This window comes from Bacillus cereus group sp. Bce019, assembly GCF_051781745.1.
Classification (GTDB): domain Bacteria; phylum Bacillota; class Bacilli; order Bacillales; family Bacillaceae_G; genus Bacillus_A; species Bacillus_A cereus.
Map to the genome: position 1 here is coordinate 93,216 of NZ_JBPWJX010000004.1, position 25,838 is coordinate 119,053.

Below are 25,838 nucleotides of genomic sequence, written 5' to 3' on the forward strand. Positions count from 1 at the left end.
AAAGGAGGAAGTCATATGGATAATTTTCAATTATCAATGATTCAAAAAGCTATTCACCGTACGTATGATGAGCTCGGAAAAGAAGTGGATAGTCAAGGTGCGATTGTAGATGAAATACAAAAAGCACAAGAAGAATATTTGTCAGCTCTTTCACATGAAACAGCGATTGATAAACGGTATTTAAAGTCATTAATATAGAAGAAAATTTTCCTTTTTCGAAAGGAAAATTTTTTTTCGTGAATTTCTATGTATTGCAACAGGGGAAAGTGGCTGCACACATATGCGTAGCAGTTGCTATTATCTTTTTATAGAAAAACTTTTTGGTTGGAGGCTAAGGATGTTTACTGAGAAGAGATTACCATTTGAAGTAGGAAAACAAGATAATTTTTATGATAAGTTGAATGAGTGGATTGGAGATGTGTTTTACGACATCCTTCCGGAAAAAGGCTTTGAAGAGCGTGATGAACAAATTTTTATGGCGTTTCAGTTAGAACGCGCTTTCCAAGAAAAGAAAGTTATGTTCGCAGAAGCTGGTGTAGGAACAGGGAAAACAATTGTATATCTTCTATATGCAATTTGTTACGCGCGTTATACTGGGAAACCAGCTATTATTGCTTGTGCAGATGAAACGTTAATTGAGCAGCTTGTGAAAGAAGAAGGGGACATCGCTAAGTTATCTGAAGCATTAGGGCTATCTGTTGATGTAAGGCTTGCAAAATCAATGGATAATTATTTATGCTTACGTAAACTTGAAGATGTTATGAGTGGACGAGCTCCAGAAGTAATTGAAGACGTATATTACGAGTTACCACAGTTTGTATTCGATCATGGTACGATGCAAAACTTTACTCACTATGGTGACAGAAAAGAATTTCCACTTTTAAATGACGAAGAATGGTCAAAAGTAAATTGGGATTACTTCCAAGATTGCTTTACTTGTGATTCTCGTCATCGTTGTGGACAAACTCTTTCTCGTGAACATTATCGTAAAGCAGCAGATTTAATTATTTGTTCTCAAGATTTCTATATGGATCATATTTGGACGTACGATGCTCGTAAGCGTGAAGGGCAAATTCCATTATTACCAGAAAGTAGCTGCGTTGTATTCGATGAAGGACATCTTGTAGAATATGCAGCTCAAAAAGCTTTAACATACCGTTTAAAGCAAACGATGATGGAGCAACTATTAACGAGATTGCTACAAAACGATATTCGTGAGGAGTTTGCACATTTAGTAGAAGAAACAATTTGGCAAACTGAACGATTCTTTGATGTGTTACAAGAGAATAAAAAGGAAATTGCCGGTTCTGATCGTCTAGAAATTACTGTGACAGAAAAAGTAACAGCTGAAGCGAAACGACTTTATGCAAAAATCGGTGAAGTTGGAGATGCATTAGTATTCGAAAGTGAAATGCATACAGTAAACACGTATGATTTAAATATTGTTGATGAGCATTTAGATGTATTAGAACATTCACTTCGTCTGTTCATGCACGAGAAAAATGTAATTACTTGGGGTGAAGAAGGTGATGGTGCCTTCACGTTAGTTATTATGCCGCGTGCAGTTGAAGAAGTGTTACAAGAGAAAGTATTCTCGAAGAAAATACCGTATATTTTCTCTTCTGCGACATTATCGAACAACGATTCATTCGCTTTCACAGCTAATAGCCTAGGGGTAAAAGATTACTTGTCATTCTCAGTTGCTTCACCGTTTGATTACGAAGAGCAAATGACAGTAAACTTACTATCACATACGAAAGAAAATGAATGGGAAAGAAAGTGTCAATATACACTTGAAAATATACAAAAAACAAATGGACGTACGCTTGTATTATTCCGTACAACGCAAGAGCTTGCAGCGTTCAAAGAGTATGTAAGTAAAGAGCAAATGTCGGTTCCGTTCTTATATGAAGGAGATCAGGAAATTAGCCAGCTCGTTTCTCGTTTCCAAAATGAAGAAGAGACTGTACTTTGTGCGGTTCATTTATGGGAAGGTTTAGATATTCCTGGTTCATCATTATCGCACGTTATTATTTGGTCTTTACCATTCCCTCCAAACGATCCTGTGTTTGAAGCGAAACGTAAGCACGTAAATGATCCATTCTGGGATGTAGATGTACCATATATGATTTTACGACTTCGTCAAGGAATTGGGCGTTTAATTCGTACAAGTGAAGATAAAGGTGCTATATCAATTTTCTTATCTGATTCAGAAGATGAGAAAGTAGTTGCAGCTGTGAAAAATGTACTGCCAGTAGAAGGTAAAGAATTATAAGGAGAAAGCTTGGCGCTTGCCAAGCTTTTTTTCTATTATAAAAGGAATTTATGTTTCTGTGTCGAATTAAATTTGAGGTAGAAAAAGGAGGCTTTTATACGATGACAGTTGCTACATATGAAGTAGAAAAACAATTTTTAACATACGTGAAGAAGATACAAAATTACGGAGAAGCATTAAGTTTAATGTTTTGGGATTTAAGAACAGGTGCACCCAAAAAAGGTGTAGATCAGCGTTCAGAAGTAATTGGTATGCTTTCGTCAGAAGTGTTTGCTATGTCGACTTCAGATGAGATGGGAAACTATTTAACAGAGCTTGAAGCTTTAATACGTGAAGATAAACTTTCTGAAACAACGAAGAAAATGGTTGAAGAGTGTCGGAAAGAATATGATAGAAATAAAAAAATTCCACAAGCTGAATATGAGGCTTATGTGAAATTAGAAGCGAAAGCAGAGAGTGTGTGGGAAGAAGCTCGTGAAAAATCTGATTTCGAAATGTTCCGCCCATACTTAGAAAAAATTGTTGAATTTAAAAAGAAATTTATTACATATTGGGGTTATGAAACATATAAATATAATACATTATTAGACATGTATGAGCCAGGTATTACAGTAGAAGTTTTAGATCACGTATTTGGTCAACTTCGTGAGCGCATCGTGCCGCTTGTAAAAGAAATCTCTGAGTCTAAAAAAGGATTAAAAACAAGTGCTTTATCGGAACAATTTTCAAAAGAAAAACAAAAGAACTTTACATTAGAACTATTAAAGCAATTGAATTATGACTTTGAAGCAGGTCGTCTTGATGAAACAGTGCATCCTTTCGAAATTACATTAAATAGAGGGGATGTTCGTATTACGACACGCTATGATGAAAAAGATTTTCGTATGGCTGTTTTTGGAACGATTCATGAATGTGGTCATGCAGTATATGAACAAAATATTGCAGAACAATTTGAAGGTACACCACTTTGCAGTGGTACATCTATGGGTATTCACGAATCACAATCATTATTCTTTGAGAACTTTATCGGCCGTAATAAATCATTCTGGAAGAAAAATTATGATTTATTAAAAGAGTATAGCAATGGTCAATTTGATGATATGTCAGTCGATGAATTTTATGATGCAATTAACGAATCGAAGCCGTCATTCATTCGTATAGAAGCAGATGAGCTTACATACCCGCTTCATGTTATGGTGCGTTATGAATTAGAGAAAGAATTATTTGATGGTACATTACAAGTGAAGGACTTACCAGCAGCTTGGAATGATAAGATGGAAGCATATTTAGGAATTCGTCCGGAAAATGATGCGCAAGGTGTATTGCAAGATGTTCACTGGGCTGGTGGCTCATTTGGATACTTCCCATCTTATGCACTTGGTTACATGTATGCAGCGCAATTTAAGCAAAGAATGTTAAAAGACATTCCGAACTTTGATGCATTATTAGAAGAAGGAAACGTAACACCAATTCGTGAATGGTTAACAGAAAACATTCACCAATACGGTAAAACGAAAAAGCCACTTGAAATTTTAGAAGATGTAACAGGTGAAGGCTTAAATGCAAACTACTTAGCCGATTATTTAGAAGCGAAATATAAAGAGATTTATGAGTTGTAAAAAAAGAGCTGCTTAATTGCAGCTCTTTTTTAAAGGGGGATGGGAGAATGGACTATACATATACAGTAATGACGCAAGAAGAGGCAGAAGAAATTGCATACAACTGGCATTATGAAGGGAAATATTCCTTTTACGATATAGAGGCAGATGAAGAAGATTTAGCTGAATTTTTACATGATGAAAGTAGAGGGAATCATACATTTTCTGTGAAGGAAAATGGCACTCTCATTGGTTATTTTACTGTTTGTAAAATAAATGACGGAACGGTTGATATTGGTCTTGGAATGAGACCTAATATAACTGGGAACGGATTTGGTTTACAGTTCTTAAACGCTATACTAGCTTTTAGTAAAGAAAAATATGGATGCAAGTATATAACACTATCAGTAGCTATATTTAATGAGAGAGCGATTAAAATGTATAAAAGGGCAGGGTTTGAAGTAGTTGGAACGTTTATACAGAAAACAAATGGTAGTTGTTTTGAGTTTTTGAAAATGAATTATATATGTAAAAATGATTAAAAAACAGAAGAATCTCCTTCTGTTTTTTTATGCAGAAATAAATCATACTTTTTGTAATTGGAAGTTTTGAAATTTTGGAAGAGGATGTGTATGATTGAAGTTTAATAGTAAATAGCAAGTTTAGTAAGGAGAGACAGCATGAGTATAATTAAAACGAAAAATGAAATAGAGTTAATGCATGAATCTGGAAAATTACTTGCTTCATGTCATAGAGAAATTGCGAAGATGATGAAACCAGGTATTACTACAAAAGAAATTAATACGTTTGTTGAAGCATATTTAGAACAGCATGGTGCAACGTCTGAGCAGAAAGGGTACAACGGATATCCATATGCGATATGTGCATCTGTAAACGATGAAATGTGTCATGCGTTTCCGGCCGATGTTCCTTTAACTGAGGGTGATATTGTAACAATTGACACGGTAGTAAACTTAAATGGGGGTCTTTCAGATTCTGCTTGGACGTATAGAGTTGGAAAAGTTTCTGATGAAGCAGAAAAGTTGTTGTTAGTAGCTGAGAATGCTTTGTATAAAGGAATTGACCAGGCGATAATCGATAACCATGTAGGAGATATTGGCTATGCAATTGAAAGTTATGTAACAAATGAAGGTTTTTCTGTTGCAAGAGACTTTACGGGACATGGAATCGGTAAAGAGATTCATGAAGAACCAGCAATTTTTCATTTTGGGAAACAAGGACAAGGACCTCAGTTACAAGAAGGAATGGTAATTACAATTGAACCGATTGTAAATATAGGTATGCGATATTCTAAAGTAGATTTAAATGGGTGGACTGCACGAACGATGGACGGGAAATTATCAGCTCAATATGAGCATACAATTGCGATTACAAAAGATGGGCCAATCATTTTAACGAAGTTGTAATTGGAAATGAAAGAGTTTGCAAAACTCGAACAAAAATAGTGGTTTTTAAAAATTTGTACGTGTTTTTTCGATAAATGCTTTTCAAAGCATAAAAAGTACGTTATAATCCTTCTATAAAATAAATAGTTAGCTACACTCATATAATCGCGGGGATATGGCCTGCAAGTTTCTACCGAAGTACCGTAAATACTTTGACTATGAGTGAGGACGAATATAATTGCTTGTTTAGCATTCTTTTTTTGCGAAACTCCAAAAGCGCGTCTCTCACTTGTAACGAGTGGTGGCGGCTTTTGGAGTTTTTTTATTGCATAAGAGGGGGAACAAACATGAAAGTATTACAAGAAAAGATTTTGAACGAAGGAAAGGTTTTATCTGGTGACGTATTAAAGGTAGATGCTTTTTTAAATCATCAAATTGATCCAGTACTTATGCAAGAAATCGGAAAAGAATTTGCTAAACGTTTTAAAGAAGAGAACATTACAAAAATCGTGACGATTGAATCTTCAGGCATTGCACCAGCAGTTATGGCTGCATTAGAGCTTGGTGTAAAAGTAATTTTTGCACGAAAACGTAAATCGTTAACGTTACAAGATAATATGTACGTTGCAAACGTATATTCATTTACAAAACAAGAAACAAATGAAATTTCATTATCTCGAAATCATATCGATGAAAATGATCGTGTATTAATCATCGATGACTTTTTAGCAAACGGTCAGGCTGCTTTAGGTTTAATGAGTTTAGTAGAGCAAGCTGGAGCGAGTATTGCAGGAATTGGAATTGTTATTGAAAAAGCATTTCAAGATGGAGGAAAGAAGCTTCGTGAACAAGGCGTTCGTGTTGAATCACTAGCAGAAATTGCATCACTTGATAACGGCACAGTTACATTTGTACAGCAAGAAACTGCGGAGGTGAAATAAACGATGAAGCAGCATCCATTTAAAATTGCATCGCTTGGTATGCAGCATATGCTTGCAATGTATGCTGGAGCAATTATCGTTCCGCTTATTGTGGGCGGTGGACTTGGTTTAAATCAAAAAGAGTTAACATATTTAGTCTCAATTGATTTATTAATGTGCGGCGTTGCGACAATTTTACAAGCATTATCAAATCGCTTTTTCGGTATAGGACTTCCCGTTGTACTTGGTTGTACATTTACAGCCGTTGGACCGATGATTGCGATTGGAAAACAATATGGTGTGTCTTCAATTTATGGAGCAATTATTGCTGCTGGGTTATTCGTTGTTATTTTTGCGAAATTATTTGGAAAACTTGTAAAACTGTTTCCACCTGTTGTAACAGGATCTGTTGTTACTGTAATTGGAGTTACACTTGTTCCAGCAGCAATTAATGATATGGCTGGAGGAGTAGGAAGTAAGGATTTCGGTAGTCTTGAAAATTTAGCATTAGCCTTTGGTGTGTTATTATTTATCATCATTATGTATCGTTTCTTTGATGGATTTATTCGTTCAATCTCTATTTTACTAGGTCTATTGTTCGGTACTATCGTTGCAGCGTTTATGGGGAAAGTAAGTTTGCAAGCGGTTGGAGAGGCGGATTGGTTCCACGGTATTCAACCATTTTACTTTGGTACACCAACATTTGAATTAACACCAATTATTACGATGATTCTCGTTGCTTGTGTAGGGATTGTAGAAGCAACGGGTGTATACTTTGCATTATCTGATATTTGCAATAAAAAAATCGGTGAAAAAGAATTAACAAAAGGCTATCGCGCAGAAGGATTAGCGATGGTGTTAGGTGGCATTTTCAACGCGTTCCCATATACAACATACTCTCAAAACGTAGGACTTGTTCAATTAACTGGAGTAAGAAATCGCGTTATTATTTATACTTGCGGTGGTATGTTAATCGCACTTGGTTTCATTCCTAAAATCGCAGCTATTACAACAATTATTCCGAAATCAGTACTGGGCGGTGCGATGTTAGCGATGTTCGGTATGGTTATGGCATATGGTATTAAAATGTTAAGTAGCGTTGACTTCGGAAGACAGGAAAACTTATTAATCGTTGCATGTTCTGTCGGAATTGGGCTTGGCGTAACAGTCGTTCCTACATTATTTTCACAACTCCCAGAAAGCATTCGTATTTTAACAGATAACGGAATTGTACTTGGAAGTGCGTCAGCAGTACTTTTAAATATCGTATTTAATATGGTGCCGCAGCGCAAAGTGAAAGTAGAAGAAGAGCCAGTATCTATGCAAAGTGCAGTAAGAGAAGCGTAAAAAAGCAAGGTCTCGTTATGAGACCTTGCTTTTCTTTTTAAGTGGCATCATTTTCCCGTAAGTACCAAGACGCCAAATGTACTCAAGTGGTCCGTATTGGTAATGTGAAAGCCACCAGCGGCTAATAAAGATTTGTAACGTGTAGAAACTAATGCAGAATAGTGGTCCAACCCATAGTGGAGCCAGATAATCATTTTTAAACAATAGCCCGAATACAAGTAATGTAACAATTGTATGCGAGATGTAATTTGTTAATGCCATTCGTCCAACGTATTGGAATGGACGTAATAACGTTTGCCATTTTTCTTTTTGTAATAAACGCATTAGTGTGAAAATGTAGAATATGAATAATGTTTTTCCGCTAAACATTGTAAAGACCTGCATATAAATTGGTTCATAAAATGGTTTTGATAAGAAGTAACGAACCATGAAGAACCACATTGGTAATGTAAAAAGGAACATAATAATTTGCCATTTTTTAAGCTTTGGATCTAACTCTTTCGCGCGGCGGAAAATATCCTTTTTGCCGGCGTATAAACCAAGTAAAAACAGCCCAACTGTTTCTGGGAGCATAAGTAAATTTAATCCAATTCCATCAGCGTAAAATGCATGGAAACGATTTTGTATTTGTGACAGCCAGTCTTCTAATGGCATGATAGGTAAGGAAAAACCTAGCTCTTCCTTTGGTACCAATGCAACCGTAATACCAGCCATTAGCATAATGAATTGAAAAATACTCAATAAAACGATAGCCCATATTAAAATAGTACGAGGTTCTCTCTTATAAAATAAAAATAAGAAAAATCCAGCAATCGCATAAGTATGTAAAATGTCTCCGTCCCATAAAAGAACGTAATGTAAGAAACCGAATAGTAATAAAATAAGTAAGCGGCGAACAAATAAAATTTTCGGATGATCTATTTTCGCTTCAGCACGACTCATAAAAATATAAAAACCTAATCCGAATAAAAACGAAAAAATTGTATAAAATTTCGTTTGAATAAACATATCGTAAAATAGGCGAATGTAGCTGTCTATCCCTTCGTAAATTCCTGAAAGATCACGTGAGTCAACCCCGGCGATAACAGGCCAATTTACAAGAAAAATACCTAGTACAGCTATTCCTCTAATAATATCAATGGAGTGTATCCTCTCGCCTTGTGTGAGATTTTGTGTCATTTTTTTCCTCCTTGTTAAGTAATTCCCTTTTATTATACAAAATGTAAGGTGGAGGGGGATAGGGGATATTTCCATTTTTTTAAACTGTTAAGTTATGTAGGATGAGATATAATAAGAGTGCACAACAAGTTTTAACCTTTTTCAAAACAGGCAGTAAAGCTCCTTCTTATAAGGAGCTTTCTTTATGAAAAGTGTTGATAATGATTCTCTTTAATGATAAACTGTATTCAAAAGTGATAATCATTATCAAAAAAAGGTTGGTGCGTAAGTATGGTATATGCATTAGTAGCAGGTACAGTCGCTGTATATGCAGTTATTGCGAAGTATGTTTTAAATGGAGTAGGAACAGCAAAATGAGTGATATGACATAAAATCCCTTTCATTTGTAAAAAGAATGAAAGGGATTTTTTATTTTTAATGAGAATATGCTGAAAATTTAGTATGATAGTAAAGTGAAACTGTAATCAATGGGTAGGTGTAACTCTCACTGGTTATGAGCTCGCAAATAGCGGGGAAAAGTATATACATCTTGGATAAAGGGGAACAAGGGGATGACAAACATAGTACAGACAAACGGTATGAAAAAACTTGTTTGTTTTTATGAAGAGTGGCAAAAACACGGCGATGCAGAGAATAGTTTAAAGTTGTTTGAGGTAATTCAAAAATATAAACAAGAACAGCTTATGATAGCGTTCTGCGGTCACTTCTCTGCAGGGAAATCAACGATGATGAATCATCTATATAAAGCGCAGTTGTTACCGACAAGTCCAATTCCGACAAGCGCTAACGTTGTCAAAATTGAAAAAGGAATGGATCGTGTTGTTGTAACGGTTAAATCTGGAGAGCAGTACGAATATGACGGTGCATATTCAGCAGAAGAATTAAAACAAATTTGTAAAGACGGCGATGAAGTAATTGGTGTTCATATTTATCGAAACGACGCGCCGATTCCTGAAGGGGTTATGTTAGTTGATACACCAGGGATCGATTCAACAGATGATGCCCATCAATTAGCGACAGAGTCGACACTTCATCTGGCAGATGTCATTTTTTATATGATGGATTATAATCACGTCCAATCGGAAGTGAATTTACAATTTGTTAAAGAATTGAAACAACGTAATAAAACGGTTTATCTCGTTGTAAATCAAATAGATAAACATAAAGAAAATGAATTATCGTTTGAGAATTATAAAGATAGTGTAAAACAATCATTCTCTAACTGGGATATTGAAGTAGATGGTGTTTATTATACGTCATTACGAATGATGAACCATCCACATAATGAAATTAGAAGCTTAGAAGCGTTAATTACTTCTATTATGAAAGAAAAAGAGCAGTATGTAAGGACTGGAATGGAGCGAGAAACAGAATATTTAATGGGGGAACATTTCTCGTTTATTGTTTCTGAAAATGAAAAAGCTCTCTTGAAATATGAGGAAGAGTTAGCATCACCACTTTCTATTTCAGAGGTAGTTGAAAAGAAGGAAGAGTTAACGGAAGCGAAAAATCGTGAGGCAAGTAAAGAATCTTATGTGAGAAACGAATTTATAAAAGGTTTACAAGCTATATTAGATAACGCATATTTAATGCCGTTTGAAATGAGAGAATTGGCAAATGCATATTTAGAAACGAAATTAACAAAATTTAAGGTCGGTTTGCTATTTTCGAAAGGAAAGACGGAGCAAGAAAAACAAAGACGTGTAGAGGCGTTTTATTCTGCCCTTCAAAAGACTGTTGAAACGCAGCTTGATTTTCATGTGAAGGAATTTATTGTAGCCTTCTTAAAAGAAGAAGGATTGTTCACGGAGGAAATTGGGAAAGACATATATGGGTTAGAAATTGCTTTCGGACCAGAAATGTTGGCCGAAGTAATTAAACAAGGTGCAGGTTTCACAGGTGATTACTTACTTCTTTATACAGCGGATGTAGCGAATGAACTGAAGAAACGTTATTTTATAAAAGCACAGCAAATTTTTGATAAAAGTGCGGTCGTTTTAAAGCAAAAGGTGAGGGAAGCAGTTGCTCGTATTGAAGAAGAGATTGAAACATATACGATGTTGCAAACGGCGAAAGAAACACAATTACAATACAGTAACAATTTGGAGGCATATGAAGACTATTTACGAAATGTTTGGCACGATCATGTTGCTACGCCTGAAGGGTTGCAAATAGATGAGATATTGCAAAGGGAGGCACAAATTGTTAGTGAGAAATTTACACTACAAGAGCAGGAAATCGTAAACAATAACGTAGCGGTTCATGAAGAAGAGCTGAAAGGAACGGTGGCTTTAAATATTCAGCGGATATTAGAGAAAGTGAAAAAAGCTGAAACGATATTAGAGCCATTGCCTGCGCTGAAACATGTACAGCAAGAGGTAATAGAGAAAAGAAGACGTGTGGAAACAAAACAATTTACAGTAGCGTTATTCGGGGCATTTAGTGCTGGAAAATCATCATTTGCCAATGCCTTACTCGGTGAGAAAGTACTTCCTGTATCACCAAACCCGACGACGGCAACGATTAATCAAATTTTGCCGGTTACAGAGGAAAAACCACACGGAACAGTAATTGTTCAGTTTAAATCAAAGCAAGCGTTATTAGAAGATATGAAAGCTGTTTATAAGCTGTTTCATTATGAGATTGCTACGTTAGATGAAGCGTTAGCACAAATTGATAAAGTTATGAAATATCCTTCACCAACTGGGAAGCAAAAAACAACATTTAGCTTTTTACGAGCGGTACAAAAAGGGTATGATGCAGTTTCTACTTATTTAGGAGAACAAGTACAAGTTACATTAGAAGAGTTCTCTGATTATGTAGCGAATGAAGAGAAATCATGCTTCGTTGAGTATATGGAACTTTATTATGATTGTGCTTTAACAAGGCAGGGAGTAGCGCTTGTAGACACACCTGGAGCGGATTCTATTAATGCTCGCCATACGGATGTTGCATTCCAGTATATTAAAAACGCAGATGCTATTTTATTTGTAACATATTATAATCATGTATTCTCTCGTGCTGACCGTGAATTTTTAATTCAGCTTGGTCGTGTAAAGGATACTTTTGCCCTTGATAAAATGTTCTTCTTAATTAATGCGGCGGATTTAGCAGAGTCTGAAGAAGAACTTGAAATGGTAAAAGGTTATATCGCAGATCAGCTGCTGCAATACGGTATTAGAAATCCGCGTTTATTTGCAATTTCAAGTTTATGTGCGCTTGAAGAGAAACAAGGAAAGAATGTTGAAAAAGAGAAGTATGGTATTTTACAAAACTCTGGGATTACGAAGTTTGAGGAATCATTTACGTCCTTTATGATGAGAGATTTAATGCTTGTTTCTGTGCATGCTCTATATGGTGCTTTGCAAGGGGCAGATCAGCTTTTAGTAAACATGATAAAGGGTGCAAAACAGGGGAATGAAGAGAAAGAGAAGCAAACGAAAAAATATGAAGCAGAGCGTGATCAACTACTTCATATCATTTCATCATATAGTGTACTTGCTGAAGAACAGGCGATGCAAAATGAAGTGAAAGAGTTGCTTTATTACGTGCAACAGCGTCTATTCCTACGCTATAACGATGTGTTTACTGAATTTATTAATCCGGCGTCACTTCGAACGGATGGAAATGTGAAAACACAATTGCAACAGTGTGTTATGGAATTAGTAGCATTTATTCAGCATGATTTATTGCAAGAAATGCGTGCGACATCATTACGCCTTGAAAAATGGATAGACGAAGCGATGAAGCGTGCAAAGGACGAAATTATAGTGAACTGTAAAGTAGAAAATGAATCAATTTCTATGAATGGAACAGTGGAGTATGAATATAAAGATATTACACATAAAGAACCGTTCCCTTCAGTTGAAATAAAAGATTTCAAAAAAGCACTGGCACATTTTAAAAATGAGAAAAGCTTTTTTGAAAAGAATGACAAAGCTTTTATGCAAGAAGACGCTAAATCTGTATTAGAACCGTTCGTATCAAACTATGTAGCTGATGAAAAAGATTTATTTGTTCATCATTATAAGCAAGAGTGGGATATGAAGTGGAACTTATTCCAAAAAGTGATGCAGCAAGATGTGATGAACTATTATGAAAGTATATTGTTTGCATTGGCTGAAACGATCGATGTATCTCTATATGAACAAAGTCAAGAACAATTGCAAAAGCAGTTAGTAGAGATTGAAAAAGAAATTTATGTTATATAGTCGTTATGAGAAAAAGATTCGTTCAATTTTCTTTTGCAGTACAGTATCTAAAGATTTTACAAATCCAGCAAATTCATCGGTAGAAATCATATGAGTAAGAACGAGTCGTCTGCCATCTGGTGTTTCACCGCATAAGACGAATGAAGAAAATTCATATGTTTTGTTTTCAACTACTAATTTTGGATAGGAATACGTGTCGCTTTTCTTCTTCTTTCCATCAATAGAGATGACGTTGCATTTTTTCTCATTGTTGTCCATGGTGAATCCCTCCTTTCTATTACTTATGGTAGACAAGGAGGGTTTAGAACAATAGAGAAGGGGGAATTTTTTATGTCTGTTGTAATAGAACGTATTCCAAAAGAGGCTATACCGAAGTCTTTATTGCTACTTGCTGATCCAAGTGAACGGCAAATAGCTACATATGTACAAAGAGGATTAACATACGTAGCTAAGCAGGGGGGGAGCGTTATCGGTGTATATGTTCTTTTGGAAACAAGGCCAAAGACGATGGAAATCATGAATATTGCGGTTGCAGAGCATTTACAAGGAAAAGGGATTGGGAAGAAGCTATTAAGGCATGCTGTAGAAACTGCTAAAAGATACGGTATGTCAAAACTTGAAGTTGGTACAGGCAATTCTAGTGTTTCACAACTTGCTTTATATCAAAAATGTGGATTTCGTATTTTTTCTATTGATTTTGATTACTTTTCGAAGCATTATGAAGAAGAGATTATTGAAAATGGGATTGTATGTCGTGATATGATCCGGCTTGCAATGGAATTGAATAAAAACGTATAACTATTTAGGGGGAAGAGAAGATGGAAGTACATAAAGCAATTACAGCACATTCTCGTAAACAAAATGAAAGTGTAAAAGCATGTTTACAATTAGATGCACAGCGTGAAGCAGCTATTGAAGCTGCCGTATCTCTTGCGTCAAATGGGAAAGAATTTTCGGTTGATGTCATTAATGTTGTAACGAAGCAAATTAATGATCTTGCAAAAAATGGTGTTACCTTGCAGCGTAAATATGTTACAGAAGAAATGGTTATGGAGTATGTAAGTCGTTTGAAAGAGAAAGAAGGTCTTTAAAGATGATAGTTACAGTCGAATGGTTACGTGAGCATATAGAAGATGAGAATGTCCGTATAATCGATTGTCGTTTTGATTTAGCGAATCCTAATTGGGGTAGAGAAAAGTATGAAGAAGGACATATTCCTCATGCGTTATATTTTGATTTGAATTTAGATTTATCAAGTCCTATAGCAGAACATGGTGGCCGCCATCCTTTACCAAATATTGAGGAGTTTGCAGACAAGCTTTCGGAGGCTGGTATTGATGAGCATACGACAGTAATTGCGTATGACAGTCAAGCCGGTGCAAATGCTGCTCGTTTATGGTGGTTATGTAACTATGTAGGACATGAGAAAGTATATATATTAGATGGTGGTTTCCCGGCTTGGAAAGAGAATGGACTACCGACAACAACGGAAATTCCTGTTGTTATACGAAAAACATTCAAAACAAACATACAAGATCATATGCTTGTAACGATGGAAACGGTCAGAGAGAATATCCGTGCAGGTGCGGATGTTACATTAATTGATTCTAGAGAGCCAAAGCGTTATGCTGGTGTCGAGGAACTTGTCGATCATAAAGCAGGACATATTCCAACAGCGGTAAACCATTTCTGGAAGGATGGAATGTTGCAATCAGGACAATTTAAGAATGAAGCTGGGCAACAAGAACGATTCGAAAATCTGTCGAAAGATAAGGAAACAATTGTATATTGTGGTTCTGGTGTTACGGCATGTCCAAATATCGTTGCATTAAAATTGGCTGGATTCCAAAATGTAAAATTGTATGCAGGTAGCTGGAGTGATTGGATTTCTTATCCAGAAAATCAAATTGCAAAAGAAGAAGATTAATCACTTGCATGCAAAAATAATTTGTATTAAAATAAGGTCACAAGCAAGAGATTGCTCGAAAAACTTTGTATTTTACACATTGGAAACAATGTGATAATATAACGACAAGTAAATAATACATCCTGCGGTGTGCGTAACTTATTTATGTCTAAAACCGATGTTAGTTATACGGAAGCTCAATATTTAGCGACCATCATCAAGCCTTCCTTGTGGAGGAAGATGTACGGTAACTGTGAGGGCATCCACCTGCGAGTAGCGGGTTTTTGGACATTTACGAGGAGCGGCACGTGCGGGGGTCTTATTTCAACTAACCTTATATAAAATTCCTACGGTGTACGTAGCTTATGCATGTCTTAAACCAATAAGTTTAATATGGAAGTTCAATATTTAAATGTAGCTAACATGCCATCTTTTTAAGAAGGAAGTTACAAACATTTGTGAGAGCATCCACCTGTGAGAGCAGGTTTATGGACATCTAGAGAGAACGGCATATGTGGGGCTATATAAAAACCTTACGTTTTATACGTAAGGTTTTTTTGTTGCATAGATATATCAATATTATCTTGATTCACCTGTGAAGTTTCCGTAATAAATGTAGCACTTTCTGTCTTCATCAATCTCTCTTGAATCTAAGGAGAATTCCATAGACATGCCGTCTCGCTGAATATATATAATATCTGAATGAAGAGATGGTAAAATTTCTTCATAGTTCCATACATCTTGACTATCTACTATGCTTGAACTCGTTTCACTTAGTTCTCTAATTTCAAAACCGATGTAGGAGTATGTAGGGTCTGAAGGGTCATTTGCGAAAACTTCTTTTTGAATATAAATAACTGCTGTTCCGTCTGGATCAACCGAAGTTGCAGTAACAACATAAGTATTTTTCTCTTTAATAAAATATTCACAAGTCATGCGTGCGATAATTTCAGAATTAGAAATATTGGCGTAGTTCCATAAAGCAGGATACCCTTTCGTTTCATCATTAAGTCGATATTCTAAGCGCATTTAATCCCTCTTCTTCCTTTTTCTTCTACTTTATCATGCTATCCTATATAATAGGAATAGAATTTAAAAAGGGGAGTGCGAAGGTGACAAAAACGAAATGGCTAGTAGGTGGTGTCGTAACGTCTTTAATGACTGGCACTTTATTTGGTTGCGCACAAGATCTTCCCCCAAAACCGAATGATAATAGTTGTTCTGATTGGGATTGGGATGATGAACTTGGGGTATGGCAGTGTGATGATAGTAGTTCAGGTTATCGTGGGCATTATTTCTATGGTGGGCGATACTATCAAAATAAATCCACTTTTAAAAATTCATCGGCGTTTAAATCGTATCAATCGTCTGCTGAATTTAAAGGTGGAATTGGAAGCGGTTCAAAGGGAGGATTTGGGGGCTAAAATATGTCGCAATACATAAGGGATCGAAAAGAATTTTATTTAAAATATCCGGATTTTTGGTCGGATTTATATGAATGTGAGTATAGTTTGTTTCATGTTTTTTCTATAACAAATCAGACTTTGGATCAATTACACTTAGCGACTGAACGAATGGGGAAAATATTTTTTAAGACTGCTAGACTGCTGCGTAATTTAAGTGACGAACAGCTTCTAGATCTTGGCTTTCCATCCGCGAGTTTATCTTTCATTAGAATGAAAGGGCTCTATCCTGAATCTGTAATTTCGCGATTTGATTTTGCTGTAACAGAGGATAACAAAATCAAAATGCTTGAGTTTAATAGTGATACACCAACTTTTATTGTGGAATGTTTTCAAATGAATGGGAAAGTATGTGGAAATCTAGGCTATGATGATCCAAACTCGGATCAAGAACGATTGCTATCTTCTGGTGTAACGAAAGCAGTAATGGAAGCGACAAAGGGATTAGATAATCCAAATGTTGTTTTTACAGCACATCATGAACATATCGAGGATTGGAATACCACTATGTATTTAAGTCAGCTATGCCATGTTGAAAATAAAGTAGTGCCAATGTCAGAACTTAGAATTACAAAGGATGCTCTAGTCGATAAAGATGGGGCGAAGATTGATGTTTTATATCGCCAAACATATCCGATAGAAGATTTAATTGAGGATCAAGATCCTGAAACAGGAGATTTGGTAGGTGTGGAACTGTTACAACTTGTAAAAGCCGGAAAGCTTTTTATAATAAATCCTTTGTCAGCATTTTTACTTCAGCCAAAATCAATTCAGTGTCTTATTTGGGGGTTAGCAGAAGAAGAGGCCTTTTATACAAATGAGGAACAACAGTGGATTAAAGAATATATGTTACCTACATATTTAGAACCAGATTTATTTTTAGGAAAAGGTTCTTTCGTTCAAAAACCTTCATTTGGGAGAGAAGGAGATACAATTACGATTTGCGATAAAGACGAAAATATTATGCTTCAAAATGCACACCAAACGTATAAAGCGTCACTGCCGATATTTCAAAAGTATATCGAACTGCCAGTCGTATCCTTGGAAACAGAAAAAGGGATCGAGAAACTGTCATATGTGTTTGGTTCGTTTTTAATTGCTGGAAAAGCGAGTAGTATCGGTATTCGTGCGGGAGAAAAGATTACAGGAAATGAATCGTACTATTTACCGGTAGGTATAAAAAGGAGGGGGAAAAATGATTAATTTTTTATTATATTTAGTAGTAACACTCGGCCTTTTATGTATAGGTCTGTTCTTGATGGAAGTGACAACGAAAGTAAAGGAATTTAAGTTAATGGCTCAAGGAAATAAGGCGGTAAGCTATGTGCTTGGAGGACGATTACTTGGGTTAGCTGTTGTTTTATATTCGACAGCAGCTAATTCAATTTCACTTCTTGATATGATTTCGTGGGGAGCAGTTGGGATTTTGGCTCAAATTATCGTCTTTTATTTAGCTGAGTGGCTTACACCACGCTTTAATATAAACAAAAGTCTCGAAGAAGATAATCAAGCAGTCGGTCTTTTTCTTATGTTTTTATCGCTTTCAATTGGGATTGTAATTGCTGGTTGTATAACTTATTAAAAACTTTACGTTTAAACGTAAAGTTTTTTATTTTATTCCGTAAAAGCCCGATTGGTGAGGGCTAATAATCAGTGGGGGATGAACAAAACCCCCACTGATTAAAGTTACACTTTATATACGTTAGTTTGCCATACCTTTTGAAAAAATTGTAGGCTACGGTTGACATCTATTTTAAATAAGAGTAACATTTTCAATGTAATGAAAATAAGTCTCTGTTAGGTGAGGCTCCTGTATAGAGAAATGCTACTGCCCAAAAATGTCGAGAGACGCCAATGGGTCAACAGGAATGATCGAATTAAGGTTTTTCTTAACGTAGCTGGTAATGTACCTATGCTATACAGTGCTAAAACTCGGTGAGGGAGAGGTCCGTAGATTTCTAATTATATTAGAAATCGTTTATTTGTGTATGTAATGGCCGCTACTCTCTTAAGGGTAGGGGTCTTTTTTGTTACCAAGCTATGAGTAATTTCATAGTATAAACTATAAAATTAAACGAGGAGGTGAGGAGCATGTCAAATTCTGACTCGGTTCCGTTACCCATATACTTCAAATCAAAAATATATGATGTAGGCAGGAAACGATTTGTTCCTCCCTCTATATTTATCACAATATAGCGTTTATAAAGCGCGAGACACTTTCACAGTAAAGTGGATAAATTGAGAAACAAAGCGTTTCTTCCTATGTTGTAAAGGAGGAGACGATAATATGTTATATGCAAACAAAACTGTGGGTAACACGTCATATAAACTAAGTAAAAAATCAATAAAAGAACAAACAATGCTCCAAAAAAATAAAGATTTATTAATTGAAATTGCAACAAGAGATGTAAAATCTGTATTTGCATATTTTAAAACAACAAGAGACGGACTATCAATGAAAGAGGCACAAAAACGTATTCAAGTATATGGCCGAAATGAACTAACTTCAAAAAGAGCACTTCTTGCAGAAGTAATGATGAAGCTAGGTGGCATGATTCCAGGTTTTTCAAAACAACGTGTGTGTGATGAATTACAACGTGAAACGATTACTGTATCTAGAGTAGAATGTTCTAGTAGTACAGGGCTAAATAGTGAACTGAAAATGATGGAGATACCAGTGCAAGAACTTGTACCTGGAGATATGATTTTTCTTTCGGCTGGAGATGCTGTGCCAGCTGATGTACGTATTATTTATGCAGATGATTTATTAGTGAATGAGTCTGTGTTAACGGGAAACGAAGCGAATATAGAGAAGTTTGAGAGCTGCTATCACCTTGAACGTAAACGATTTATTCCATTAAAACGGATGAAAGATTATAATCCACTTGAGCTTGAAAATGTATGTTTTAAAGGTTCGCATATCGTTAGTGGAAATGCAAAAGCTATCGTTGTTTCTACTGGAAAAAATACGTATTCAGGCATATTGCATACTTGTTGTAGTAGAACGTCTTAATGTGTTAATGGTGCTAAATATACAAAAACAATGTATAATAGACAAAGTTGAGCAAAAACGTAGAATGGTAATCTATTTATATAACCTTACGTGATAACGTGAGGTTATTATTTTTTTAATAGGAGAGGAATTATGAAAAAAGTATTATTAGTTGATGGTATGGCACTATTATTTCGTGCTTTTTACGCAACAAGTGTCTACGGACAATTTATGAAACGACAAGATGGAACCCCTACGAACGGGATTCATGGTTATATGAAACACTTGTTAACAGCTACGCAAGCGATCGAACCAACACATATCGTTACATGCTGGGATATGGGAAGTACGACATTTAGAACAGAATCGTTCTCGAATTATAAAGCAAATCGTGCAGCGCCACCAGAAGAATTAATTCCTCAATTTGATTTAGTGCAAGAAATGACTGCGAAATTATCCATTCCAGTTATCGGTATGAAAGGCTACGAAGCGGACGATTGTATCGGTACGCTTGCAAAACAATACTGCAATGAAGCTGAAGTTTATATTTTAACTGGTGATACAGATTTACTTCAACTTGTTGATAAGAACGTTACAGTTATGCTTCTGCGTAAAGGAATTGGAAATTACGAATATTACACACCGGAGAGAATCATGGAAGAAAAAGGTGTAGAGCCGTGGCAAATCGTCCATGCAAAAGCTTTCATGGGAGATACAAGTGATAATTATCCAGGTGTAAAAGGTATAGGTGAAAAAACAGCGTATAAGCTTATTCAAGAGCACGGAACAGTATCCGCTGTACTAGAAAATGTAGAATCATTAACAAAAGCGCAGCGTACGAAGATTGAAAGTGATTTAGAGAACTTAAATATTTCGTTGCAATTAGCACAAATTCACTGTGAAGTTCCGATTTCATGTTTACTAGAAGAGGGATTACACACAATGGATGAAGAAAAACTTAGATTTGTTTGTGAAGAAATGAATTGGGGAAGACCTGAAATATTAATAAATATGCTATAAATAGTTTGGAAAGAGGGATGTTGCATAAGTCGAACTTTGACTTGGTGACACCTTCTTTTTGTTTTTGTAAACAGTATGATAGTAAATAAAATTATGTCGAACTCAATTTTAAATATATAAATGTTTCGACAAGATATAATGATAAAAGTTGATGAAAATAGTAATTTTTATAATGAAGTGAATTAATTTCAACATAGTTTTAGAGAGTCTTTTTTTTCGTGTTCACAAAGTTGTCAGAAAATAAACGGAATTTTCATATGAAGTTCAAATAGAATTCACAACAATCAATTATTATAAGGACACACAGATAATTCTTTATCTTTTATATAAACCATCCCCCAAGGAGGACAATGAAAATGAGAAAAAAAGTGAGAAAATCTTTTAAACAATTATTAATTGAAAATAAACAATCACTATTAAATAATAAAGAAAATATGAAAGAAATTGAAGAGAGAATTGAGAAACGACATGTAGCATATAGTGGTGCTAGTAATTAAATAAAATAAAAAAGATAGCCTATGCAGGCTATCTTTTTTATTTTATATTGAAAAAACGCTATGCATCTCTTTAATTTATGTAAATTTGCAAGATATTTTTATAGCGTTTTTCTATCAATATTACTCATTTTTCGAGGTTGAAATTGGTATATACCAATTTTTGAGATTCGCTATTCATAATATTACAAAAAATGTTACAATACACTCAAATTTATACTATAAAATCATTTTAATATGAAAAATTGGAATGAAAAGAAAGGAGAGGAATATGAATAAAGATGTCGCTTTGAAATGATTATTATCATTTCATTAGGAGTTGATGTAAAAAGATGAAGAGATACGAGGAATTGGATTCTATAAGAGGGATTTCTTCATTAATAGTAATGATCGGTCATCATTTAATGATTTTTTCAGCATTTCAAAATTACAGTTATGAAGATAATAAACCATTTGTTGTGTATCTATTAAAAGAAACGCCTGCTCGTCTAATTTTTAGTAGTGGTAATGAATCTGTTATTATCTTTTTTGTTTTGAGCGGATTTGTTTTGTATGAATCTATTCAAAAAACCTATAGTAGTTATGGATCATACCTTTTAAAACGTATATGCAGAATATACATTCCCTATATTGTAGCACTAATTATAGCTATTATATGCCAGACTACAATTAGTGGATATGGTATTTCTTATTTAAGTGAATGGTTTAATCGCTCGTGGACGATTGAAAGTTCTTCAAGTTTAATAGCGCAACATATTTTATTGGTTGGGAAATATAATACAGATGCATATAACGGTGTGATTTGGTCACTTGTCCATGAAATGCGAATATCAATAATTTTTCCGCTAATTTTGATGATTTGCTTACGAAAAACGTTGAGGTGTTCATTACTATTATTGTTTAGTTTTAGTATATGTTCTGTCGTAATATTATTTTTGTTTCGCTCGGGCTTAACATTAACAAGCTATGCATTAACATTGCATTATACGGTGCTGTTTTTACTAGGGGCACTAATTGCGAAGTATAAAAATAAATTAATAGTTTTTTATAGTAATTGTACTAAAAACACGAAAATTGCATGGTTTTTATTTGCGATTTTACTTTTTATGTACGAAGGACTTATTGGAGAAATGAAAGTGCTCAATAATTTCATATTTCGAGACTACGTAGTGGCGATAAGTGCAAGTCTATTTGTCATATTAAGCTTGTCAATATCAACTTTGTCATCCTTGCTACGCAATAAATACTTGTTATATTTAGGGAAGATTTCTTACAGTCTTTATTTATACCATATTATATCGTTGTTTTCCCTTATATACATGCTCCATGAAATATTACCGTTGCCTATTATTTTAATTTTTTCCCTTATTTTTTCGTTTATACTTGCAATACTTTCGTATATATATGTAGAAAAATTTGCATTCAGAGTCGGAAACTATGTAACAAAACAAGTGGATAGAAAGAAGAGAGGGTTATCTGTAAAGGGTGACTTGCAGGATGTTATTCAGAAAAGGGCGGTGAAATAATTGAAGCAAGAAATGAGTATAAAAGATTTTCAACAATTATTGAAAAGAAGATTCGTAACGATTATTTTAACGATGTGTTGTTTAACCGCTTCTTTAGTTCTTATCTCTATGTATGTTTTAAAGCCGTCATATCAATATTCAACGCAAATTCTTGTTGGGAATTTAGATGAGTTTAATAAGGAAAATTCAACAAATAAAACACAAGAAAATAAGCAACTAGTAACATCGTATGTTGATATTTTAAAAAGCCCATTAATTATATCAACAGTCAAAAAAACTTTGAAATTAGAGCAATCAAGTTATGAATTAGCACAAAAAATCTCGGTGGTGAATACAGACAACTCGCAAATTGTAACTGTTATAGTAAAAGATTCCAATCCGAAAGTCGTGAAAGACATTGTAAAGACATTGGCAGAGCAATCACAACAAAGTTTTCAACAGTACACAAATGTACAAGGTGTGAAAGTGTTGACGGATCCTGAGTTACAGGAACAGGCTGAAAAGTTGTTTCCAAAATTTCAACTGATCATTCCTATTTCCTTAATTGTTAGTTTTTTTGTTGGGATAGGTTTAGCTGTATTTCGAGATTATTTTGATGAACGTATATACACGGAACAAGATTTAGAGAAAATAACAACAGTCTCTGTTATTGGTCACATAAATATGAAATCGAATAGAAAAAAGAAACCTACAGAGGTTGATAAACAATCATCTATATATCGAGGTGAACATGTCGATGTTTAGGACAAAGAAACAGCTGCCATTCGATCTGCATGATGATCTGATGAAAGAGCAGTTTTATACGGTGTATCACGATCTGAAAAAAACTGGAAAACAACTGTTCACAGTTAGTTCAACGAAGGACAGAGGGGTTGTTGCCTCGCTTATAGTAAATATGGGTCTAGTGTTTGCGGAAATGAAGAAAAAGGTGTTACTTATTGATGTGAATTTTTCTGACCCTCAATTACATGTATTATTACAAAGTGATCACATGATAATAGTAAACGATATAATAAGCTCTTCCCCCTACAATTATGAATCTTTTTCTAGTAATTTGTCTAAATACTTATATTGTATTCCTGCAAAAAAAACAGTACACACAGGGACGCCCTTAGTTGCTATGGATGAATTTGATAATGCGATTGCTAAGTGGAAAGAAGATTTTGATTACATTTTCTTTTATTCTTCTGAAGTATTTGATCTTCCTGCTACGCACATTATTGCAGAGAAATGCGATGGAGTGGTCTTAGCAGTTAAAAAGCGAAAAGATTCACTACGTACAGTGCAAAAAGTAATAGCGGATATAAATAGGAAAGAATGTGAATTAATAGGTATAATTTTATATTCTTGAATGTGGGGGTAACGATCCATGATTCGTGAAACAAATCAAGCCAAGTTGTATACGATTCCGGCTCAAGAAAAGCCTAGCATATTGAATCGAAGTGTAAAACGCTTGTTTGATATTATATTTTCACTCATATTGTTACTATTAACGATACCAATTATGTTGTTCTTTTGTATTATGATTACTTTAGAAACATCAGGGGCTCCAATTTACTTTCAAGAACGTTTAGGTATAAACGGGAAGAAGTTTAATGTATTTAAATTAAGATCAATGGTAAAGGATGCTGAAATAAATGGCCCACAATGGGCAAAAGAACATGATTCAAGAATTACAAAAGTTGGATTGTTTATAAGAAAAACGAGAATTGATGAATTACCACAACTTTTAAATATTTTAAGAGGAGATATGTCTTTTGTAGGTCCTAGACCAGAGAGAGAGTTTTTTTATAATGAATTTGATGCGTATATTCCAGAATTTAAGGAACGTTTAATAGTAAAACCAGGACTAACAGGATGGGCACAAATAAATGGAGGATATAATCTTGATCCAAAGGAAAAGTTGAGGCTGGACATGGAGTATATTGAAATGAAAACATTTCGGATGGACATCCGTATTTTATGTAAAACCGTTTTAATTGTATTGAACGGTAATGGTGCAAGATAAATATATATGTAAACAAACAACATATGTAAGTAGGTTACTTGCAAAGGAGAACTTGTATGGGTAGATCTATTCTAAACAATATTATCCATCTATTTTATAGTACGATTTTAGCTAACCTTCTTCAGGCCGTCAGTTTAATTGTTTTAGCAAACTTTTTTAACGCACAACATTATGGGATGTTTAGTGTTGCCATAGCAGTGACGTTTGTTATGTTATTTTTTACAGACTTAGGACTTAGTAATACGTTTCTTCGAGAAGGGGCAAAGGATGGAGCAGATTTAGAGAAGATTTTATCATCGTATATAAAAATAAGGATGATTCTACTTATTCTTATTTCTATAATCGGTTATATTGCTATTCATTATATGTATGCGGATAAAAATTTAATTTATATGATGATAAACGTAATGTTTTTCATGTTAATAGGATTAACTTGGCAAAACATAGGGATTGCCTATTTTCAACTGACGGAACGTATGAAGTATATAGCACTCATAAAAGTTGTATCAGCATCAGTTGTCATTATAATTACATGTTTTTGTATTTTCGGAGAGTTACCGGTGTATGTAACGGCTCGTTTATATGGTTTTGGGTATATGATCGGTGGTTTATTCAGTATATATATCATGAGAAAAAAGACGAAAATGAATATGAAAGTCGTAATTCATAAAGCGTTATTTTGGCAATTAACTCCCTTTATTATTAGCGGTTTTTTAATAATGAGTACGCCACAATTAGCACCTATCTTGCTTAACTATACATTGCCATTAAGTATGGTAGGTATTTTTGCAGTGGCGTACCGGATGCCGGCAGCTTTATATCAAGTACCAGGGGTAATTGCAGGTGCATTTTTTCCAGTGCTCTTTAAGCATTATAACCAGAATAATATAGAAGAGCATACGAAATTAAATTTACTTCAAATTAAATCAATGGCGATTGTAGGAATATGTATGACGATCGGTTTATATCATTTAGCACCATACTTTATTTCTATATTTTTTCATGAAGAATGGAGCAATGCAGTAGAGCCACTCCAAATATTATCATTTCTTATTGTGCTACAAAGTTTAAATATTGCCATCGCTGACGGTTTAACGACGAGTGGATGTCAAAATAAGAGAACTGTTGTGCAGTGTGTAGCATTGGTGATAGGTGGGGTTATGCTTTATAGCTTTAGTAGTCTTGGTGAAGTGATAGGAGCAGCATACGCTATGGTTTTATTTGAAATAGTCGCTTTAGTGGGATATATAGCAGTGAGTGTAGTGAAGAAAAAAATTGTATTCCAAATTGTAATACCGTATACAATTTATTTTGGTGTAACCTTTATTGGAGTGCAATATATATTGCATACATATCATTTAATTGCGCTTGTTCTTAATATACTAATTGTACTAGCTGCCATATTCCTATATGATTATGAGCTAAAAAAACTTCTTCTTTCTTTTATAAGAAAAATACGCAAAAAGGATTATATTACGAAACAGGGGATATAG

25 protein-coding genes, 2 other RNA genes and 2 riboswitches are annotated in these 25,838 nt (G+C 34.7%); of the genes, 24 read left to right on the forward strand and 3 right to left on the reverse strand.

Annotated features, from left to right (window positions below):
- Positions 1-15: 15 nt before the first annotated feature.
- The 7 genes from ACS2QP_RS08795 to pbuX all read left to right on the forward strand — a co-directional run bounded on the left by ACS2QP_RS08795 (position 16) and on the right by pbuX (position 7,546).
- Complete coding sequence (locus ACS2QP_RS08795) at positions 16-198, forward strand: DUF3921 domain-containing protein (RefSeq protein ID WP_000368570.1); 183 nt, start codon at positions 16-18, stop codon at positions 196-198.
- Positions 199-337: 139 nt separating this feature from the next.
- Complete coding sequence (locus ACS2QP_RS08800; protein WP_000493709.1) at positions 338-2,275, forward strand: ATP-dependent DNA helicase; 1,938 nt, start codon at positions 338-340, stop codon at positions 2,273-2,275.
- Between the two features lie 101 nt (positions 2,276-2,376).
- Positions 2,377-3,894, forward strand: coding sequence for a carboxypeptidase (gene ypwA, locus ACS2QP_RS08805; protein ID WP_000215078.1), 1,518 nt, complete (start codon positions 2,377-2,379; stop codon positions 3,892-3,894).
- Between the two features lie 47 nt (positions 3,895-3,941).
- Positions 3,942-4,415 (forward strand): GNAT family N-acetyltransferase, encoded by a 474-nt coding sequence (locus tag ACS2QP_RS08810; protein WP_332283735.1) that lies wholly within the window; start codon positions 3,942-3,944, stop codon positions 4,413-4,415.
- 138 nt (positions 4,416-4,553) lie between these two features.
- Positions 4,554-5,300 carry a type I methionyl aminopeptidase gene (locus ACS2QP_RS08815; protein WP_000022484.1) on the forward strand — a complete coding sequence of 249 codons (747 nt, stop codon included), beginning with the start codon at positions 4,554-4,556 and terminating at the stop codon, positions 5,298-5,300.
- 116 nt (positions 5,301-5,416) lie between these two features.
- Positions 5,417-5,518: riboswitch (purine riboswitch) on the forward strand.
- A gap of 108 nt (positions 5,519-5,626) precedes the next feature.
- Positions 5,627-6,220 (forward strand): xanthine phosphoribosyltransferase, encoded by a 594-nt coding sequence (locus ACS2QP_RS08820; RefSeq protein ID WP_000866483.1) that lies wholly within the window; start codon positions 5,627-5,629, stop codon positions 6,218-6,220.
- A 3-nt stretch (positions 6,221-6,223) separates the two neighbouring features.
- Complete coding sequence (pbuX, locus tag ACS2QP_RS08825; protein WP_000809213.1) at positions 6,224-7,546, forward strand: xanthine permease PbuX; 1,323 nt, start codon at positions 6,224-6,226, stop codon at positions 7,544-7,546.
- A 15-nt stretch (positions 7,547-7,561) separates the two neighbouring features.
- On the opposite strand, the gene ACS2QP_RS08830 is transcribed toward pbuX, so the two are convergent.
- Complete coding sequence (locus tag ACS2QP_RS08830; RefSeq protein ID WP_332283736.1) at positions 7,562-8,725, reverse strand: DUF418 domain-containing protein; 1,164 nt, start codon at positions 8,723-8,725, stop codon at positions 7,562-7,564.
- A gap of 551 nt (positions 8,726-9,276) precedes the next feature.
- Between ACS2QP_RS08830 and ACS2QP_RS08835 the strand changes: the two genes are divergently transcribed.
- Positions 9,277-12,936, forward strand: a complete 3,660-nt coding sequence (locus tag ACS2QP_RS08835) for a dynamin family protein (RefSeq protein WP_438882338.1) — start codon at positions 9,277-9,279, stop codon at positions 12,934-12,936.
- A gap of 3 nt (positions 12,937-12,939) precedes the next feature.
- On the opposite strand, the gene ACS2QP_RS08840 is transcribed toward ACS2QP_RS08835, so the two are convergent.
- Positions 12,940-13,194, reverse strand: a complete 255-nt coding sequence (locus ACS2QP_RS08840; protein WP_000369740.1) for a DUF3931 domain-containing protein — start codon at positions 13,192-13,194, stop codon at positions 12,940-12,942.
- A gap of 72 nt (positions 13,195-13,266) precedes the next feature.
- Here ACS2QP_RS08840 and ACS2QP_RS08845 point away from each other — a divergent pair, with 72 nt between their 5' ends.
- The 5 genes from ACS2QP_RS08845 to ssrS (ACS2QP_RS08865) all read left to right on the forward strand — a co-directional run bounded on the left by ACS2QP_RS08845 (position 13,267) and on the right by ssrS (ACS2QP_RS08865) (position 15,367).
- Positions 13,267-13,734, forward strand: coding sequence for a GNAT family N-acetyltransferase (locus ACS2QP_RS08845; protein ID WP_438882339.1), 468 nt, complete (start codon positions 13,267-13,269; stop codon positions 13,732-13,734).
- Positions 13,735-13,754: 20 nt separating this feature from the next.
- Positions 13,755-14,027, forward strand: a complete 273-nt coding sequence (locus ACS2QP_RS08850) for a YpbS family protein (RefSeq protein WP_000451817.1) — start codon at positions 13,755-13,757, stop codon at positions 14,025-14,027.
- 2 nt (positions 14,028-14,029) lie between these two features.
- Positions 14,030-14,863: a sulfurtransferase gene (locus tag ACS2QP_RS08855; protein ID WP_332283738.1), complete on the forward strand. Its 834-nt coding sequence runs from the start codon at positions 14,030-14,032 to the stop codon at positions 14,861-14,863.
- A 116-nt stretch (positions 14,864-14,979) separates the two neighbouring features.
- Positions 14,980-15,162, forward strand: a non-coding RNA gene (ssrS, locus tag ACS2QP_RS08860) — 6S RNA.
- Positions 15,163-15,183: 21 nt separating this feature from the next.
- A non-coding RNA gene (gene ssrS, locus ACS2QP_RS08865) (6S RNA) lies at positions 15,184-15,367 on the forward strand.
- 54 nt (positions 15,368-15,421) lie between these two features.
- On the opposite strand, the gene ACS2QP_RS08870 is transcribed toward ssrS (ACS2QP_RS08865), so the two are convergent.
- Positions 15,422-15,871, reverse strand: coding sequence for a hypothetical protein (locus ACS2QP_RS08870; protein WP_001235524.1), 450 nt, complete (start codon positions 15,869-15,871; stop codon positions 15,422-15,424).
- A gap of 83 nt (positions 15,872-15,954) precedes the next feature.
- Here ACS2QP_RS08870 and ACS2QP_RS08875 point away from each other — a divergent pair, with 83 nt between their 5' ends.
- From ACS2QP_RS08875 to ACS2QP_RS08925, 11 genes are all read left to right on the forward strand, one after another.
- Complete coding sequence (locus ACS2QP_RS08875) at positions 15,955-16,266, forward strand: hypothetical protein (protein WP_000169030.1); 312 nt, start codon at positions 15,955-15,957, stop codon at positions 16,264-16,266.
- A gap of 3 nt (positions 16,267-16,269) precedes the next feature.
- Positions 16,270-17,508, forward strand: a complete 1,239-nt coding sequence (locus tag ACS2QP_RS08880) for a glutathionylspermidine synthase family protein (protein ID WP_332283739.1) — start codon at positions 16,270-16,272, stop codon at positions 17,506-17,508.
- Positions 17,501-17,887 carry a DUF350 domain-containing protein gene (locus ACS2QP_RS08885; protein WP_000606869.1) on the forward strand — a complete coding sequence of 129 codons (387 nt, stop codon included), beginning with the start codon at positions 17,501-17,503 and terminating at the stop codon, positions 17,885-17,887. Before ACS2QP_RS08880 ends, ACS2QP_RS08885 begins: the two co-directional genes overlap by 8 nt.
- A gap of 204 nt (positions 17,888-18,091) precedes the next feature.
- Positions 18,092-18,257, forward strand: a riboswitch (M-box (ykoK) riboswitch).
- A 335-nt stretch (positions 18,258-18,592) separates the two neighbouring features.
- The gene (locus ACS2QP_RS08890; RefSeq protein ID WP_000964949.1) at positions 18,593-19,318 is read left to right on the forward strand and encodes a P-type ATPase; all 726 of its coding nucleotides are present in this window, start codon (positions 18,593-18,595) and stop codon (positions 19,316-19,318) included.
- A gap of 132 nt (positions 19,319-19,450) precedes the next feature.
- Entirely contained in the window at positions 19,451-20,317 is an 867-nt protein-coding gene (locus tag ACS2QP_RS08895; protein ID WP_000757073.1) for a 5'-3' exonuclease, read from the forward strand.
- 356 nt (positions 20,318-20,673) lie between these two features.
- A complete protein-coding gene (locus ACS2QP_RS08900; protein ID WP_001228048.1) occupies positions 20,674-20,814 on the forward strand; it encodes an FbpB family small basic protein in 141 nt (46 codons plus the stop codon).
- Positions 20,815-21,143: 329 nt separating this feature from the next.
- The gene (locus tag ACS2QP_RS08905; protein ID WP_332283740.1) at positions 21,144-22,337 is read left to right on the forward strand and encodes an acyltransferase family protein; all 1,194 of its coding nucleotides are present in this window, start codon (positions 21,144-21,146) and stop codon (positions 22,335-22,337) included.
- The gene (locus tag ACS2QP_RS08910; RefSeq protein ID WP_332283741.1) at positions 22,338-23,081 is read left to right on the forward strand and encodes a YveK family protein; all 744 of its coding nucleotides are present in this window, start codon (positions 22,338-22,340) and stop codon (positions 23,079-23,081) included.
- Positions 23,068-23,688 carry a CpsD/CapB family tyrosine-protein kinase gene (locus ACS2QP_RS08915; RefSeq protein ID WP_438882340.1) on the forward strand — a complete coding sequence of 207 codons (621 nt, stop codon included), beginning with the start codon at positions 23,068-23,070 and terminating at the stop codon, positions 23,686-23,688. Before ACS2QP_RS08910 ends, ACS2QP_RS08915 begins: the two co-directional genes overlap by 14 nt.
- Before the next feature lie 18 nt (positions 23,689-23,706).
- The gene (locus ACS2QP_RS08920; RefSeq protein WP_000617653.1) at positions 23,707-24,345 is read left to right on the forward strand and encodes a sugar transferase; all 639 of its coding nucleotides are present in this window, start codon (positions 23,707-23,709) and stop codon (positions 24,343-24,345) included.
- Between the two features lie 56 nt (positions 24,346-24,401).
- Positions 24,402-25,838 carry an oligosaccharide flippase family protein gene (locus ACS2QP_RS08925; RefSeq protein ID WP_332283742.1) on the forward strand — a complete coding sequence of 479 codons (1,437 nt, stop codon included), beginning with the start codon at positions 24,402-24,404 and terminating at the stop codon, positions 25,836-25,838.